This is a genomic window from Mesorhizobium sp. M2A.F.Ca.ET.043.02.1.1, from assembly GCF_003952405.1.
Taxonomy (GTDB): domain Bacteria; phylum Pseudomonadota; class Alphaproteobacteria; order Rhizobiales; family Rhizobiaceae; genus Mesorhizobium.
In genome coordinates this window covers 4,544,691-4,561,822 of record NZ_CP034445.1, presented here as the reverse complement: position 1 = coordinate 4,561,822, position 17,132 = coordinate 4,544,691, and the positions used below count along the sequence as shown (strand labels likewise).

Here is a 17,132-nt window from a genome sequence, read left to right as displayed (position 1 = left end):
GGCAATTCGGGCAATCCGACCTCTCCCCAAGGGGAGAGGAGCTTGCGCCGATCTCTTCTCCCCTCGGGGAGAAGGTGGCCGCGAAGCGGCCGGATGAGGGGGAGTGGCGCAGCCTATCAGACGATGCCGCCGCCGCCGCTGGCGACAGCCGGCCGCTCCGCCGCGACCTTCGCGCGATAACCCGCTTCGCGATAGGCCGCGACCGGATCGATGGCGCCGCCGGTCCGCAGGCGCGCCATGGCGAGGATCGGCTCGACATCGGTGCGGTAGGCCGCCTTTAGCGTCTGCGTCGCCATCAGCGCGTCGTTCTCCTCCTGGAAACCTTCGAGCGCCTTGCGGTCGACCAGCAGCGCCTGCGCGTAGGCGCGCTGCACCTCGACCGCCGACAGCATAAGGCTCTCGATCGGATCGGTGACGTTGTGGCTCTGGTCGAGCATATGGGCGGGATTGAAACCCTTGGCGCCGGAGAGCTCCGCATCGACCAGTTCGTTGAAGACGAGGAACAGCCGGTAGGGATCGATCGAGCCGGCATCGAGGTCGTCGTCGCCATATTTGGAATCGTTGAAGTGGAAACCGCCCAGCTTGCCGAACTGGATCAACCGCGACACGATCATCTCGATGTTGACGTTGGGCGCGTGGTGGCCGAGGTCGACAAGGCAGAAGGCCTTGGCGCCGAGCTCTTGCGCGATAATGTAGTTGGTGCCCCAGTCCTGCACGACCGTCGAATAGAAGGCCGGCTCATACATTTTGTGCTCGGTGAACAGCCGCCAGTCGTCCGGTAGGCCGGCATAGATCTCCCGCATCGCGTCCAGATAGCGCTCGAAGGCCTTTGCGAAATTGACCTGGCCGGGGAAGTTCGAGCCGTCGCCGATCCACACCGTCAGCGCCTTGGAGCCCAGCGTCTTGCCGATCTCGATGCATTCGAGATTGTGCTCGACCGCCTGCCGGCGCGTGCCGGCATCGGCATGCGAGAGCGAGCCGAACTTGTAGGATAGCTTCTGATCCTTGGCGTCGGAGAAAGTGTTGGAGTTCATGGCGTCGAAGCCGAGGCCGAAGCGCGAGGCCGCCTGCTTCAGCCGGTTCGGATCAGCCTTGTCCCAGGGGATGTGCAGCGAGACGGTCGGCGTTGCCTGCGTCAGCTGGGCAATGACGGCGCAGTCCTCGATCTTGTCGAAGATGTCGCGCGGCTCGCCGGGACCGGGGAAACGCGCGAAACGCGTGCCGCCGGTGCCGACGCCCCAGGACGGGATCGCGACGCCGAATTTCTCGACCTTGTCGCGGATGGCGTCGATGGCGATGCCGCGGCGGTCGAGGCGTTCGCCGAGCGAGGCGTAGTCGTGCTCGAGGTCGGGTTGGCGCGCGGTGTTGTGGCTGGCGACTATGTCGGCGCGGATAATTGTTTCGGACATGCAATTCCTCCCAAGAATGCGTTCGGCTGGCGCCGCCCCTCATCCGCCCTTCGGGCTTTCGTCCTTCGAAAAGCCAAGCAATTGGCTTTTCGTCCGCTACGCGGCCACTCCTCAACTGCCCGTATGGAGACGGGGAGAAGGAAAGGGCGCCTAGCGCGTAAAGCTTTGCGCGTTGCCGGCGTCGACATTGACGATGTTGCCGGTCGATTTGGCCGACATGTCGGAGGCGAAGAAATAGATCGCCTCGGCAATGTCTTCCGGGAACACCGAGCGCTTCAGCATCGAACGCGAGCGGTAATGCTCCTCGAGGTCGTCGGTCGACATCTTGTAAGCCGCGGCGCGCTGTTCCTTCCACTCGCCGGTCCAGATTTTCGAGCCGCGCAGCACGGCGTCCGGATTGACGACGTTGACCCTGATTTGCGCTTCGGCCCCCTCCAGCGCGAGGCAGCGGGCAAGATGGATCTCCGCGGCCTTGGCGGTGCAATAGGCCGACGCATTCGGCGAGGCGGCGAGCCCGTTCTTGGAGGCGACGAAGACGACGTTGCCGCCGATTTTCTGGGCGCGGAACAGACGGAAAGCCTCGCGCGAAACCAGGAAATAGCCGGTGGACAGGATGTCCATATTCTTGTTCCACAAGGCCAGTGTCGTCTCCTCGATCGGCGCCGAGGAGGCCAGGCCGGCATTGGAAACCAGGATGTCGATGCCGCCGAATTCGACCGCCGTTTCGGCGAAGCCCGAAAGCACTTGCTCCTCGGAGGTGACGTCGATCCGCACCGGACGGACAAAGTCCCTTCCGAAGGCTTTCGAGAGCTCGTCATTGGCACTGGCCAAAGCGGCCTCGTCTATATCGGCAAGCACGACGCAGGCGCCTTCGCGCAGCAGCCGGTTGGCGGTGGCGCGGCCGATGCCGCCGGCACCGCCGGTAACCAAGGCGATCTGCCCGGCCAGCGCCTTGGGCTTCGGCAGGCGCAGGAGCTTGGCTTCCTCGAGTTGCCAATATTCGATGTCGAAGGCTTCCTGGGCGGGCAGGCCGAGATAGGACGAGACTGTCGAGGCGCCGCGCATGACGTTGATGGCGTTGACGTAGAACTCGCCAGAGATGCGCGCCGTCGCCTTGTCGCCGGCGAAGGTGAACATGCCGACGCCGGGCATCAGATAGACCACCGCATTGGGATCGCGGATGGCGGGCGAGTCCGCATGCTTGCATGCGTCATAGTAAGCCTGGTAGCCGACGCGGTATTCGGCAATGTCGTCGGCGAGCCGCGCGATGACGGCGTCGATATCGGGGTTCGCCGGATCGAACTCGATCACCAGCGGCCGGATTTTTGTGCGTAGGAAATGGTCCGGGCAGGAGGTGCCAAGCGCCGCCAGCGGCCGCAAATCCTTCGAGTTGACGAATTCGAGCACGGCCGGCTGGTCGTCGAAATGACCAAGCTTGTGGCTCTTTTCGGAGATCAGACCACGGATGCGCGGCATCAGCTTGGCGGCAATGGCGCGGCGTGTCCGGGCATCGAGCGCCTTGACCGCTTCGCCACCGAAGATAGCCACGCCTTCCGATCGGCGCTCGAACCACTCGATTGCCTGGTTGATCACCGAGATCGTGGTCTCGTAGCATTCCTTCGGCGTGTCACCCCAGGTGAACAGGCCGTGGCTTTCAAGCACCACGCCCTTGGCTTGGGGGTTGTCGAGGCAGAATTTTTCCAGCCATAGGCCGAGCTCGAAGCCCGGCCGCTTCCAGGGCAGCCAGCCGATGGCGTCGCCGAAGATCTCCTTGGTGATCGCCTTGGAATCCTTGGCCGCCGCGACCGCGATGATGGCGTCGGGATGCATGTGGTCGACGCAAGCCTTCGGCACATAGGCGTGCAGCGGCGTGTCGATCGAGGCCGCGCGCGGATTGAGGTTGAAGGTGCAGTGAGGCAGATAGCCCACCATCTCATCCTCGTGCTCGACGCCGCGGTAGAGCCCCTTGATGGCGCGCAGCTTGTCCATGTAGAGGGTGGCGAAACCGTCCAGCTTGATCGAGGCGCTGTCGCCGCCGGAGCCCTTGACCCACAGCACCTCGACCTCCTCGCCGGTCAGCGGGTCGTTCTGCCAGACCTTGGACGAGGTGTTGCCGCCGCCATAATTGGTGACGCGCTTGTCGGATCCCAGCGTGTTCGAGCGATAGACCAGGAGCTCGGGACCGCTCATCCCTTCGGCTTTTGCATCGTCCCACAGATTGGCGAGGCGCGAGCCGGAGCGCTTGTCGAGCATAGGTATCCTCCCTTGGAGCGCATGTCGCGCTCCTCATTTCTTGCTCGGGAATGTCTACGCAAGCGCCCCGCTTGTCAATCACAAACGATCAATATCGATCATATTGCACTGCACAATGAAAATATATGATCGGAAATGATTGACACTGCGCGTTTTCTGAGGCCTGATGTTTGAGTAGGGAGGAACCATGCACGAAAAAGAGCGCCACAGGATCATTCTGTCCGCCGTCCAGGAAAAGCCTGTGGTGACGGTGCAGGAGATGGTCGAGCTGACGGACTCCTCCGAGGCGACGATCCGGCGCGACATCGCGGCGCTCCACGTGCAAAAGCGCCTGCGCCGGGTGCGCGGCGGCGCCGAGGCGATCTCGCCGCCGCAATTCATCGGCCTTGCCGGCCGGCCCTTCTCCGTCAACGAAACGCTGAACGCCGCGCAGAAGCGGGCGATCGCCCGGGAAGCGGTGAATCTGTGCGCCGACGGCGAGCCGATCATCATCAATGGCGGCACCACCACCTTCCAGATGGTGCATTTCCTGACCGGACGCCGCATGCCGATCTTCACCAACTCGTTCCCGATCGCCGAGCACCTGCTCAAGCATTCCAAAAACACGGTGATGCTGTCGGGCGGCACGATCTACCGCGAGCAGAACATCATCCTTTCGCCCTTCGACAATGACGTGACGCGCAATTTCTATGCGCGGCGCATGTTCATGGGCGCGCAGGGCCTGGGGCCGCTCGGGCTGATGGAGGGCGATCCGCTGCTGATCCAGGCCGAGCAGAAGCTGATCGACCAGGCCGACGAATTGGTGGTGCTGGTCGATTCCACCAAATTCCGCATGCGCTCCAGCCTGATCCTGTGCGGGCTGTCGCGCATCGCAACCGTGATCACCGACGACGGCATCGAGGACCGGGAGGCCAAGATGCTGGAAACGGCGGGCGTGGCGCTGATCGTCGCCCGCAGACAGCCAAGCGACAGGGAAGAATCTTCACTGCAGGCCTGAGGGAAACTCACGCCCGCAGCGGCGATGGAATGCAACGCTCAAGGGAGGATATTCGATGAGCTTTTTGAAGAAACTGCTGGTCACGGCGGCCTTTTCCGCCGCCATGTTCGTGAATGCCGCCTATGCCGAGAACGTCAAGATCGCGCTGGTGGTGAAGTCGCTCGGCAACGGCTTCTTCGACGCCGCCAACAAGGGCGCCGAGGAAGCGGCCAAGGAATTGGGCGATGTCGATGTCATCTACACCGGCCCGACCAAGGCCACCGCCGAGGCGCAGATCGAAGTGATCAACTCGCTGATCGCGCAGAAGGTCAACGCGATCGCAGTTTCGGCCAATGACGCCGACGCGCTGGTGCCGGTGCTGAAGAAGGCGATGGATCGCGGCATCACGGTCATCTCATGGGACTCGGGCGTCGCCAAGGAAGGCCGCCAGCTCCACCTCAACCCGTCCGACACCGGCCTGATCGGCGAGACCATCATCAAGCTCGCCGCCGATTACCTGCCGGAAGGCGGCGACGTCGCCATCCTCTCGGCCTCCTCGACCGCGACCAACCAAAACGCCTGGATCGAGGCGGCCAAGAAGGTGCTGCCGGAGAAGTTCCCGAAGATCAAGCTGGTCGCCACCGTCTATGGCGACGACGACTCGGCCAAGAGCACCGACGAAGCCAAGGGCCTCTTGAAGTCCTATCCGAATCTCAAGGCGATCATCGCGCCGACCACCGTCGGCGTTGTTGCCGCCGCGCAGGTCGTCACCGACGAGAACCTGATCGGCAAGGTCAATGTCACCGGTCTCGCGCTGCCGTCGGAGTTCAAGAAGTTCATCGACAACGGCGCTTCGCAGGCTGTTGCTCTGTGGAACCCGATCGATCTCGGCTACTCGGCGATCTACCTCGCGCATGACCTGGCGGTGAAGAAGGAAGAGGCGAAGCCCGGCGCCACGCTGTCGATCGGCCGCGTCGGAAAGGTGACGCTCGACGACACCAACTCGGCCGCGATGGCTCCGCCCTTCCAGTTCGACAAGACCAACATCGAGAAGTTCTCCAAGATCTATTGATCCTGGACCGACGGCGCTGCCCCTCATCCGGCCGCTTCGCGGCCACCTTCTCCCCGCCGGGGAGAAGAGCCTGGAGCCAAGCTCGCAAACCTCCTCTCCCCTCGGGGAGAGGGCGACCGAGCGAAGCGGAGGTCGGGTGAGGGGGAGGCGACACGCAAGCGATTCACTGGGCTTGATACGACTATGGATACGACGGCCCATCACGGCACAATAAAGGAGCGCCCCCCGGCCTCAGCTCCCCGCCTGACGCTCACGGGCATCTCGAAAAGTTTCCCGGGCGTCCGCGCCCTGAACAATGTCAGCCTGTCGCTCTACCCCGGGCAGGTGACGGCGCTGATCGGCGAGAACGGCGCCGGCAAGTCGACGCTGGTCAAGATCATGACCGGCATTTACAAGCCCGATTCCGGGGAAATCGGCATTGACGGCCAGGTGACGACGCTGCCCAGCGCGCACGCAGCATTCGGCCACGGCATCACCGCCATCCACCAGGAAACCGTGCTGTTCGACGACCTTTCGGTGGCCGAAAACATCTTCCTCGGCCACGCGCCGCGCACCCGCTTCGGCACCATCGACTGGCGCACCATGCGCAGCAATGCGCGCGAGGTGCTGGAGACGATGCGCGCCGGTCATATCGACGCCGACGCTCGGCTAAAGGATCTTGGTATCGCCAACAAACACCTGGTTGCGGTGGCGCGCGCGATGTCGATCGACGCGCGCATCGTCATTATGGACGAGCCGACCGCGGCGCTTTCGATGAAGGAGATCGAGGAGCTTTTCCTGCTGATCGAATTCCTGAAGAGCGACGGCAAGGCGGTGCTCTTCATCAGCCACAAGTTCGACGAGATCTACCGCATCGCCGACCGATACACAGTCTTCCGCGATGGCGAGATGGTGGGCGAGGGGCTGCTCAAGGACACCGGCCAGAACGAGATCGTGCGTATGATGGTCGGCCGCAACGTCGACCATATCTTCCCGCAGCGCGAGCCGAAGATCGGCGCGCCGGTGCTGTCGGTTTCGGGTCTGTCGCATCCGACCGAGTTCGACGATATCGGCTTCGAGCTGCGCAAGGGCGAGATACTCGGCTTCTACGGGCTGGTCGGCGCGGGCCGCAGCGAGGTCATGCAGGCGATCGCCGGCATCACCCGCGCTAGCCGAGGCACCATCTCGTTGGACGGTACATCGATCGCGCCGAAATCGGCGGCGGATTCGATCGAGGCCGGCATCGTCTATGTGCCGGAAGAACGCGGCAAGCAGGGCGTGGTGATCGGCCTGCCGATCTTCCAGAACGTGTCGCTGCCCTCGCTCGCGCGCACCTCGAAATCCGGCGTGCTGAGGCTCGCGGAAGAGTTCTCGCTCGCCCGTTCCTACACCGAGCGGCTCGATCTGCGCGCCTCGTCGCTCAGCCAGGATGTCGGCACACTTTCCGGCGGCAACCAGCAGAAGGTGGTCATCGCCAAATGGCTGGCCACAGCGCCAAAAGTCATCATCCTCGACGAGCCGACCAAGGGCATCGACATCGGCTCCAAGGCGGCCGTGCATGGCTTCATGGCCGAGCTGGTCGCGCAGGGGCTTTCGGTGATCATGGTGTCGTCGGAACTGCCCGAGATCCTGGGCATGTCGGACCGGGTCGTGGTCATGCGAGAGGGCCGCATCGCCGCGACCTATGACAACAAGGGCCTCGACGCCGAGACGCTGGTTCGAACCGCAGCGGGGATCGCGGCATGAAGAGCTTCCTCAAATACCGCGAGATCTGGCTGCTCGCCGGCATCGTCATGCTGATCGGCCTGATCTCGACGCGCTTCCCCGGTTTCGCAGATCCGGCCAATCTGCGTCAGGTGTTCAACGACACATCGATCCTAATGATCCTGGCGCTGGGGCAGATGGTGGTGATCCTGACGCGTTCGATCGATCTGTCGATGGCGTCCAACCTCTGTTTCACCGGCATGGTGGTGGCGATGCTCAACGCCGCGCATCCGGCGATCCCGATCCCGGTGCTGATCGTCATCGCGCTCGCCGTCGGGCTGGTGCTTGGCGCGATCAACGGTTTCCTGGTGTGGCGGCTGAACATTCCCTCGATCGTGGTGACGCTCGGCACCCTCACCATCTATCGCGGCGCCACCTTCGTCGTCTCCGGCGGCGCCTGGGTCAATGCCGACCAGATGAGCCCCGACTTCATCAATTTCCAGCGCGCCGCCTTCCTCGGCCTTCCAGTGCTGTCCTGGATCGCCATCATCGTGATCGCGCTGTTCTTCCTGGTGATGACGCGGACCGCGATCGGCCGCTCGATCTATGCCATCGGCGTCAATCCGACCGCCTCGGTCTATGCCGGCATCGATGTCGGCCGCACCAAATTCATCGTCTTTTGCATTTCCGGCATGATCGGCGGGCTTGCCGGCTATCTCTGGATCTCGCGCTATGTGATCGCTTCGGTCGAGGTCGCCAACGGCTATGAGCTCAACATCATCGCCGCCTGCGTCATCGGCGGCATCTCGATCGCCGGCGGCATCGGCTCGGTCGGCGGCGCAGTGCTGGGCGCGCTGTTCCTCGGCATCATCTCCAACGCGCTGCCGGTCATCAACATCTCGCCCTTCTGGCAGATGGCGATCTCGGGCAGCGCCATCATACTGGCGGTGGTGCTCAACGCGCGCGGCGAGCGCCGGCAGGGCCGCATTATCCTGAGAAAGGCGGAAGCGGCATGACCGACACCCCTGCCCCGCGCCACATTCCCGACCGGCTCGACAAGCCGCTCTCCTCGGCGATCTTCTCCTGGGAGGCGCTGCTGGTCGTCATCGCGGTCGCGATCTTCGCGGTCAACAGCTTTGCGTCGCCCTATTTCCTCGACCCGTGGTCGCTGTCGGACCTGACCTTCAACTTTACGGAAAAGGGGCTGATCGCGCTTGCGATGGCGCTGCTGATCATCTGCGGCGAGATCGATCTGTCGGTCGCCGCGATCGTGGCTTTGGCCTCGACCATGATGGGCATGGCGGTGCAGGCCGGCGCCGGCACGCCGGTGCTGGTGGCGATCGGCATTGCCGTCGGCTTCGCCTGCGGCGCCTTCAACGGGCTGCTCGTCACGCGGCTCGGCCTGCCGTCCATCGTCGTCACCATCGGCACGATGAGCCTGTTTCGCGGCATCGCCTTCATCATCCTCGGCGACCAGGCCTACAAAGGCTATCCAGAAAGTTTTGCGTTCTTCGGCCAGGGCTATGTCTGGTGGGTCTTCTCGTTCGAGCTGGCGCTGTTCCTCGTCGCGGCGCTGATCTATTGGTTTGTGCTGCACCGCACGAGCTTCGGCCGCCGCGTCTTCGCCATTGGCAACAATCCGGTCGCCTGCCAGTTTTCCGGCGTGCGGGTCGACCGTATAAAATTCATCCTGTTCTGCCTGACCGGGCTGATGTCGGGCATCGCTTCGGTGCTGATCACCTCGCGGCTCGGATCGACGCGACCGTCGATCGCGCAGGGTTATGAGCTCGAAGCGATCACCATGGTGGTGCTTGGGGGTGTGTCGATCCTCGGCGGCGCCGGCAGCATCCTTGGCGTCGTGCTGGCCGCCTTCATCATGGGGCTGGTGACGTTTGGGCTTGGTTTGCTCAACGTGCCGGGCATCGTCATGTCGATCTTCATCGGCTTGTTGCTGATCATCGTCATTGCATTGCCGATCGTCTGGCGGCGGCTGCGTGAAGGACGCTTCGCCTGATGGAGAAATACGCCTTCAAGATGAAGCTCAATCCCGGCATGAAGGCCGAGTACAAGCGCCGCCATGATGAGATCTGGCCTGAGCTGGTTGTGCTGCTGAGAGAGGCCGGCGTCTCCGATTATTCGATCCATCTCGACGACGAGACCAATATCCTGTTCGGCGTGCTGTGGCGCCGCGATGACCACGGCATGGGTGATCTTCCGAAGCACCGGATGATGCAGCAATGGTGGGCGCATATGGCCGACCTCATGGAGACCAAGCCCGACAACGAGCCGGTGGCGGTGCCGCTCGAAACAATGTTCCATATGGCATGATCGTCGCCGTCATCGATATCGGCAAGACCAACGCCAAGGTGGCGCTGGTCGATCTCGCGACATTGAGCGAGATCGCGCTGCGCCGTATCGCCAACGCGCCGGTGCGGCAGGCGCCCTACCCGCATCACGATGTCGAGGCGCTGTGGACGTTCATTCTGAACAGTCTCACCGATCTCAACCGCGAACGGCGCATCGACGCGATCTCGATCACCACGCATGGCGCGACCGGCGTGCTGGTCGACGCCGCCGGCGAACTGGCGCTGCCGGTTCTCGACTACGAATTCGACGGCCCCGACCAGCTTGCGGCCGGCTACGACGCCGCACGTCCGCCCTTTGCCGAGACCGGCACGCCGCGGCTGCCGATCGGCCTCAATCTCGGCGCGCAGTTCTTCTGGCAGCAGAAGCAATTTCCGGCGGAATTCGCCCGGGCGGCCACGATGCTGATGTATCCGCAATACTGGGCGCTGCGGTTGACCGGCGTCGCCGCCAATGAGGTGACGTCGCTCGGCTGCCACACCGATCTGTGGAATCCCTGGACTTCCGACTATTCCTCGCTGGTCGACAGGATGGGCTGGCGCCGGTTGATGGCGCCGGTGCGGCCGGCCAGGGACCGGCTTGGCCCGATCCTGCCAGCGATTGCGCAACGGACGGGGCTCGCCCCACAGACCCCGGTTTTCTGCGGACTGCACGATTCCAACGCCTCGCTGCTGCCGCATCTGCTGTCCGACGCGCCGCCCTTCTCCGTCGTCTCGACCGGCACATGGGTGGTGTCGATGGCCGTCGGCGGCAGGAAGGTGGAGCTCGACCCGGCGCGCGACACGCTGGTCAATGTCAACGCGCTGGGCGATCCTGTGCCGTCGGCCCGCTTCATGGGCGGACGCGAATTTTCGCTGCTGACCGAGGGCCAGCCACAGGAATGGAGCGAGGTCGATGTTGACGCCGTGCTGGCGCGGCAGGTTCAGCTTCTGCCTTCGACGCAGCAGGGTTCCGGACCCTTTCCGCATCGCGCCGCGCAATGGCATAACGCCGACGACCTGAGCTCCGGCCAGCGCTTCGCCGCCGTCTCATTCTATCTGGCGCTGATGACCGCGACCTGCCTGGAACTGATCGGCGGCGACGGGCCGACGACGGTCGAGGGGCCGTTCGCGCGCAACCCGCTTTTCAACCGCATGCTGGCGGCGGCGACGGCGCGGTCGGTCATTGCATCGGAAGCCTCGACCGGGACCAGCATCGGCGCCGCGCTGCTGGCGTCGGATGGCATTGAGACAGCAAGCAAGGGCGAACAAACGGAACCACCAGCGGAGCCGGTCTGGGGCGACTACGCAGAGGCGTGGCGGTTGGCCGTCCGGACGTAGCCCTTTTTCTGAGAGTCCGGTGCTGCCCCTCATTGCCCTGCCGGGCATTTCTCCCCGTATAGTGACGGGGAGAAAGACGCTGTTGTCGCGGCCTTCGCCAATTTTCGACGCCACAGAATGGCGCGGCCAACCCCTTCGCCCCGTTTTACGGGGAGAAGGTGCCCGAAGGGCGGATGAGGGGCGGCGCCGACGTCAATAATCGAAGGGCCCTTCAGCGTGCCGTCCCGTATAGCAATCCCAGCGGGTCGATCTGCGGCTTTCTGCCGGCGACGACATCCGCCAGGAATTGCCCCGAGCCGCAGGCCATCGTCCAGCCGACATGGCCGTGGCCGGTGTCGAGATAAAGATTGCGGTATCTCGCCTGGCCGATGACCGGTACCGAGTTCGGCATCATCGGCCGCAGGCCGGCCCAGAATACGGCCTTCTTCTCGTCGAAGGCACCCGGGAAAAGATCCTTGCCGGTTTCCAGGATGGTCCTGAAATCGCTGGGCTTGAAGCTGCGGTCGAAGCCGGTGAACTCGGCCGTCGAGGACATGCGCAGGCGGTTGCCGAGCCTGGAATAGCCGATCAGCCGGTCCTCGTCGGCGCCGCCCATGGTCGGCCCCTTGCTTTCGTCTTCCAAGGGAATCGTCGCGGTGTAGCCCTTCACCGGGTAAACCGGCAGGTCGATGCCGTAACGGCGGCCGAACAGGCCGCTTTCCGGCCCGATCGAGATGACGACGGCGTCGCCGGCGACCGTGCCGGCCGAGGTCATGACGGCGCGCACCCGGTCGCCCTCGATGTCGAGGCCCTGGACCGTCGTGCCGAACAGGAATTTGACGCCGAGCTTCTCGGCGGCATAGGCGGCGAGCCTGTCGGTGAACTGCTTGGAATCGCCGGTCTGGTCGATCGGCGAATAGATGCCGCCGGCGATCTTTTCCTTCACGCCGGCAAGCCCCGGCTCCAGCTCGACCAGACGCTCGCGGCCGACGATCTCGATCGGCAGGCCGTGCTCGCCGAGATAGCGATAATTGTCGGTGCCGGTGTCGAGGCTCTTTTGCGAGCGGAAGAAGTAGAGGATGCCCTTCTTGCGCTCGTCGTAATGGATGCCGGTGTCCTCCGACAGTTGATTGATGCACTCGCGGGAATGCAGCGCGAGCCTAAGCTTGATGTCAGTGTTGGCGCGCAGCCGCTTCACCGTGCATTCGCGCAGGAAGCGCAGGCTCCAGGTGTAGAAATAGGGATCGAGGCGGAGCCTCACCTTGATGCCGAGGTCGTGGTTCCAAAGCGCGCGCAGGAAGGTCTTCAGCGCGGCGGGCGAAGCCCAGGCGGTGGCGTCGCCGGGCGACACCAGACCGGCATTCGACTGGCTGGTGCCGCGCGCCACCGCCTCGTGGCGCTCGATCACCGTCACCTCGTGACCGTCCTTGGCCAGATAGTAGGCGGCCGCCGTGCCAACGACGCCGGCGCCGAGAACCAGGATCTTCATGCCGTCCCCTCAAGCATTATGGCAGCGGCACGCGCCACAGCGCACCGCTGCATGAGGCTCAATACCGCGTCTAAGAGCGCCGGACGAGCCCTTGGCCCAACAGCTGGACTAGTTGTCTTGACGCAATTCCGGACGGAAAACCGCTACACACTTTTCCTGGAATTGCTCAGTTTCGAACCGAGTTCTTGGTCGTCAGGATGCGCTCCCAGGCCAGCGCATCGTTGACGATTAGGTCGAGATCGTCGCGCTGCGGCGTCCAGCCGAGCTCCTTGCGGGCAAGCTCGGAATTGGCGACCACGGCAGCGGCGTCGCCGGGCCGGCGATCGCCCATGCGGACATCGAAATCATGGCCGAAGGCGCGGCGCACGCTGTCGATCACCTCGAGCACGGAATAGCCGTGGCTGTAACCGCAATTGGCGACGAGGCTTGTGCCGCCGGCGCGCAGCCGCTGCAGCGCCAGCCGGTGCGCGGCGGCGAGATCGCTGACATGGATGTAGTCGCGCATGCAGGTGCCGTCCGGCGTCGGATAGTCGGTGCCGAAGACCTGCATGAAGGCACGCTTGCCGAGCGCGGTCTCGCAGGCCACCTTGATCAGATGCGTAGCGCCGGGCGTCGACTGTCCGGTGCGGCCCTTCGGGTCGGCGCCGGCGACGTTGAAATAGCGCAGCGCCGTGTAACGGATGTCGTGCGCCAGCGCGGCGTCGCGCAGCATCCATTCGCTCATCAGCTTGGAGAGGCCATAGGGCGATTCCGGCGCAAGCCGCGCATCCTCGCGCACCGGCTCCAGCCCGGCGCCGCCATAGACGGCGGCGGTGGAAGAGAAGATGAAATGCGGCACGCCCTCGCGGACGGCCGTCTCGATCAGCGTGCGGGTCTTGCAGGTGTTGTTCTCGTAATAGCCGAGCGGATCGGCGACCGATTCCGGCACCACGATCGAGCCGGCGAAGTGGATGATGGCGTCGACCTTGTTTTCGCGGATGATCCGGCCGACCAGGTCTCGGTCGGCGACGTCGCCGACGACGAGCTTTGCTTCCGGGGCCACCGCCCATTCGAAGCCGGTGGAAAGCCGGTCGAGCACCACGACACTCTCGCCGGCGTCCAGCAACTCCCAGACCATATGGCTGCCGATATAACCGGCACCGCCCGTCACCAAAACCGTCATCTTCTACCTCGCTGATCAAGATTTATCGGAAACTGTCTCAACAGCCACCGTGCTGGAAACCCCGCCGCAAGCCCGTTAAAGTCCATGTCGTTCCCCCAAAACCGCTGTACACGTTTGGGCGATATGCATTGGCCTCCCTCTAACGTTAAGTCGGTAACAGTTCCTCCCGTCCGAGGCATCGTACTGAAACAAATCTGCTTCAAACAGCCGGGAATAGGCCACGATCCGGCATCGTTAGGAACAGGGTAAAGGCGTGGCATTTTGACCGGTTGGGCGCGGTGGACGCGGCATGGGGCAGTGACTATGATCCGCCGCAAAATTGGGAAGTCGACATGAATTACCAGCGGTTCTTCGAGGATGCGATCGACCAGCTCCACGCGGAGCGGCGCTACCGCGTCTTCGCCGACCTCGAGCGCATGGTGGGCAAGTTCCCGCGCGCCATCTGGCGTTCCAACGGCCGCGCCCAGGAAATCACCGTATGGTGCTCCAACGACTATCTCGGCATGGGCCAGAACGAGGATGTGATCGCCGCCTTCCAGAGAGCGGCCGGCAAGATGGGCTCGGGCGCCGGCGGCACCCGCAACATCTCGGGCACCTCCAACCCGCTGGTCGAGCTGGAGCGGGAGCTCGCCGACCTGCATGACAAGGAGGCAGGGCTCGTCTTCACCTCCGGCTTCGTCTCCAACGAGGCCTCGATCTCGACCATCGCCCGGCTTCTGCCCAACTGCCTGGTGCTCTCCGACGAGCTCAACCATGCCTCGATGATCGAAGGCGTGCGCCGCTCCGGCGCGGAAAAGAAGATCTTCCGCCACAACGACGTCGCGCATCTGGAAAGCCTGCTGCAGGCGGCGGGGCGCGAGCGCGCCAAGCTGATCGTGTTCGAGAGCGTCTATTCGATGGACGGCGACATCGCGCCGATCAGAGAGATCGTCGAGCTGGCCGAGCGCTACAACGCCATGACCTATATCGACGAGGTGCATGCGGTGGGCATGTACGGACCGCGCGGCGGCGGCATCACCGAACGGGAGGGCCTTGCCGACCGCATCGACATCATCGAGGGAACGCTGGCCAAGGCCTTCGGCACGCTCGGCGGCTACATCACCGGCACCAGCGCGGTGATCGACGCGGTGCGCTCCTATGCGCCGGGCTTCATCTTCACCACCGCGCTGCCGCCGGCGATCGCGGCCGCCGCCACCACCTCGATCCGCCACCTGAAGCGCTCGCAGGCCGAGCGCGACGCGCAGCAGCGCCAGGCGGCGCGCACCAAGCAGGTGCTTGCCGCCGCAGGCCTGCCGGTGATGGAATCGGCCACCCATATCGTGCCGGTGCTGGTCGGCGATCCCGAGCTTTGCAAGATGGCGAGCGACCGGCTGCTTGGCGTGCACGGCATCTATATCCAGCCGATCAACTATCCGACGGTGCCGCGCGGCACCGAGCGGCTGCGCATCACGCCGACGCCGTTTCATTCGGACGCGCTTATTGCCGAACTGCAGGACGCGCTGGTCGAGACCTGGGATGCGCTCGGCATCCCCTATGCCGGCTCAGGCCGCCCCGCCGTCGCCAAGACCGATCGGATCATCCCGCTGCTGGTACCGAAGTCAGGCGGCTGACTTGCAACTGTCGGGCGCTGACCGCGGCTCCGCCTAAAGCTATTTCTCGTTCTACAACGCTGCGGCGCTCCTAGGCCCGCGAACGGAGCGGTGCAGACTTCCCGCCCGATTGCGACCTCACACTGTCTTCATCCATTTCGCCAGGCGATGCGCCGCTTCATCGAGGTGATCGAGGCGGCGGTGGAAGCATAGTCGGAGGAAGGCCTCGCCGCCGGGACCGAAGGCGGTGCCGGGCGCCAGGCCGACATTGGCATTGTCGACGATGTCGAAGGCCGCTTTTCGGGAATCGGTGAGGCCGTCGACCCTGAAGAACAGGTAGAAGGCGCCTTGCGGCACGGTGAAACGCGCCTTGCCGGTTTCGCCGAGAATGCCGCAGACGAGGTCGCGCGCGGCATGCGCGCGCTCCACCTGTTCCGCTATGAAGCCGTCACCCTCGTCGAGGGCGGCGACAGCGCCGCGCTGCATGAACTGGGCGACGCCCGAGGTCGAGTACTGGATCAGGTTCTCGAACACCTGCTGCAAGGCGGGATGGGTCTTGATCCAGCCGACACGCCAGCCGGTCATTGCCCAGTTCTTGGAAAAACTGTTGACGAACAGGATGCGGTCCTCGGGCGTGGCGACATCGAGAAAGGACGGCGCGCGGCCATGGCCGTAGTGGAACAGCGAATAGATCTCGTCGGCGATGATCCAAAGGCCCTTTGCCCGGGCAAGATCCAGGATCGCCTGGAGCGTTTCCCTGTCGGCGGTCCAGCCTGTCGGGTTGGAGGGCGTGTTGATGAACAACAGCTTGGTGCGCGGCGTGATTGCCGAGGCGATCTTGTCGACGTCGCAGGACCAGCCATTGCCGGACTGGTCGAGCGTGACCGGCACCGGCACGGCGCCCGCCACGCCGGCGGCCGCGGCGAAATTCGGCCAGGCGGGAGAGAGGTAGATCACCTCGTCGCCGCTGCCGGCGATGGCGTCGATGGCCAGCTGGATGGCATGCATGCCAGAGGCGGTGACGATGAACTCCTCCTCGGCGAAGGTCTTGCCGAAATGCCTGGCGTAGTAGCGCGCGAGCGCCTGCCGGAGCTCGGGAATGCCCTTCTGCCAGGTGTAGAAGGTCTCGCCATCAGCGAGCCCGCGTGCGGCGGCATCGCTGATGAAGGAAGGCGTCGGAAGATCGCCCTCGCCGGCCCAGAGCGGGATCAGCCCTTCGCGCAGGCGACCATGGTTGATGACGGCGACAATGCCGCTTTCGGGCGCGGCGCGGGCTTCGGCGCGCAAGGTGTCGATAAGGCTCATGGGCAAAATCCGTGTTCGTGTCGTCAGCGCTCTTACCAGATCGCCAAACGGAAAACCCCGGCCGCCTGGGGCCGGGGTTTTGGTCCAGAGCGCCCGCTCTGCGTTACTTCTTGGCGAGCAGGTCGCGGATTTCGGTCAGGAGTTGCACGTCGGCCGGCGGCGGAGCCGCGGCGGGAGCCGGCTTCTCGCGCTCCAGCCGCTTGCGCAGATTGTTCACCGCCTTGACCATCAGGAAAATGATGAAGGCAAGGATCAGGAAGTTCAGCACGACGGTCATGAAGCTGCCATAGGCGAACACCGCGCCCTCCTTCTTGGCATCAGCCAGCGTTGCCGAATGGACGTTGGAGGACAGCCCGAAGAAGTAATTGTTGAAGTCCAGCCCGCCGAAGATCGCGCCGACGATCGGCATGATGATGTCGTTGACCAAGGAATCGACGATCTTGCCGAAGGCGGCGCCGATGATGACGCCGACGGCCAGGTCCATCACATTGCCCTTGGAAATGAACTCCTGGAATTCTTTCAGCATTCGACC

General features: G+C 64.0%; 14 protein-coding genes. 8 read left to right on the top strand and 6 right to left on the bottom strand.

The window, feature by feature from the left end; genetic code table 11:
* Window positions 1-116 precede the first annotated feature (116 nt).
* Window positions 117-1,409 carry an L-rhamnose catabolism isomerase gene (gene rhaI / locus EJ068_RS21685; protein WP_127252670.1) on the bottom strand — a complete coding sequence of 431 codons (1,293 nt, stop codon included), beginning with the start codon at window positions 1,407-1,409 and terminating at the stop codon, window positions 117-119.
* 150 nt (window positions 1,410-1,559) lie between these two features.
* Window positions 1,560-3,662, bottom strand: a complete 2,103-nt coding sequence (locus tag EJ068_RS21680; RefSeq protein ID WP_127252671.1) for a bifunctional rhamnulose-1-phosphate aldolase/short-chain dehydrogenase — start codon at window positions 3,660-3,662, stop codon at window positions 1,560-1,562.
* A 187-nt stretch (window positions 3,663-3,849) separates the two neighbouring features.
* On the opposite strand from EJ068_RS21680, the gene EJ068_RS21675 reads away from it, so the two are divergent.
* From EJ068_RS21675 to EJ068_RS21645, 7 genes are all read left to right on the top strand, one after another.
* Window positions 3,850-4,659 carry a DeoR/GlpR family DNA-binding transcription regulator gene (locus tag EJ068_RS21675; RefSeq protein WP_127252672.1) on the top strand — a complete coding sequence of 270 codons (810 nt, stop codon included), beginning with the start codon at window positions 3,850-3,852 and terminating at the stop codon, window positions 4,657-4,659.
* A 55-nt stretch (window positions 4,660-4,714) separates the two neighbouring features.
* On the top strand, window positions 4,715-5,710 hold the full coding sequence (rhaS, locus tag EJ068_RS21670; RefSeq protein WP_042637283.1) for a rhamnose ABC transporter substrate-binding protein: 996 nt from the start codon (window positions 4,715-4,717) through the stop codon (window positions 5,708-5,710).
* Window positions 5,711-5,893: 183 nt separating this feature from the next.
* Window positions 5,894-7,435, top strand: coding sequence for a sugar ABC transporter ATP-binding protein (locus tag EJ068_RS21665; RefSeq protein ID WP_128314935.1), 1,542 nt, complete (start codon window positions 5,894-5,896; stop codon window positions 7,433-7,435).
* On the top strand, window positions 7,432-8,409 hold the full coding sequence (locus tag EJ068_RS21660; protein WP_127252674.1) for an ABC transporter permease: 978 nt from the start codon (window positions 7,432-7,434) through the stop codon (window positions 8,407-8,409). The genes EJ068_RS21665 and EJ068_RS21660 overlap by 4 nt, the downstream gene beginning before the upstream one ends.
* The gene (locus tag EJ068_RS21655; protein ID WP_127252675.1) at window positions 8,406-9,407 is read left to right on the top strand and encodes an ABC transporter permease; all 1,002 of its coding nucleotides are present in this window, start codon (window positions 8,406-8,408) and stop codon (window positions 9,405-9,407) included. Before EJ068_RS21660 ends, EJ068_RS21655 begins: the two co-directional genes overlap by 4 nt.
* The gene (gene rhaM / locus EJ068_RS21650) at window positions 9,407-9,721 is read left to right on the top strand and encodes an L-rhamnose mutarotase (RefSeq protein WP_210212017.1); all 315 of its coding nucleotides are present in this window, start codon (window positions 9,407-9,409) and stop codon (window positions 9,719-9,721) included. The genes EJ068_RS21655 and rhaM overlap by 1 nt, the downstream gene beginning before the upstream one ends.
* A complete protein-coding gene (locus EJ068_RS21645) occupies window positions 9,718-11,076 on the top strand; it encodes an FGGY-family carbohydrate kinase (RefSeq protein WP_127252677.1) in 1,359 nt (452 codons plus the stop codon). The genes rhaM and EJ068_RS21645 overlap by 4 nt, the downstream gene beginning before the upstream one ends.
* 211 nt (window positions 11,077-11,287) lie before the next feature.
* On the opposite strand, the gene EJ068_RS21640 is transcribed toward EJ068_RS21645, so the two are convergent.
* A complete protein-coding gene (locus EJ068_RS21640) occupies window positions 11,288-12,544 on the bottom strand; it encodes a D-amino acid dehydrogenase (RefSeq protein ID WP_127252678.1) in 1,257 nt (418 codons plus the stop codon).
* Window positions 12,545-12,710: 166 nt separating this feature from the next.
* Window positions 12,711-13,706, bottom strand: a complete 996-nt coding sequence (galE, locus tag EJ068_RS21635; RefSeq protein ID WP_127252679.1) for a UDP-glucose 4-epimerase GalE — start codon at window positions 13,704-13,706, stop codon at window positions 12,711-12,713.
* A gap of 332 nt (window positions 13,707-14,038) precedes the next feature.
* Here galE and hemA point away from each other — a divergent pair, with 332 nt between their 5' ends.
* A complete protein-coding gene (hemA, locus tag EJ068_RS21630; protein ID WP_127386356.1) occupies window positions 14,039-15,316 on the top strand; it encodes a 5-aminolevulinate synthase in 1,278 nt (425 codons plus the stop codon).
* Between the two features lie 117 nt (window positions 15,317-15,433).
* On the opposite strand, the gene EJ068_RS21625 is transcribed toward hemA, so the two are convergent.
* Entirely contained in the window at window positions 15,434-16,600 is a 1,167-nt protein-coding gene (locus EJ068_RS21625) for a pyridoxal phosphate-dependent aminotransferase (protein WP_127251923.1), read from the bottom strand.
* A gap of 103 nt (window positions 16,601-16,703) precedes the next feature.
* A complete protein-coding gene (gene mscL, locus EJ068_RS21620) occupies window positions 16,704-17,126 on the bottom strand; it encodes a large conductance mechanosensitive channel protein MscL (protein WP_126079330.1) in 423 nt (140 codons plus the stop codon).
* Between the last annotated feature and the right edge of the window lie 6 nt (window positions 17,127-17,132).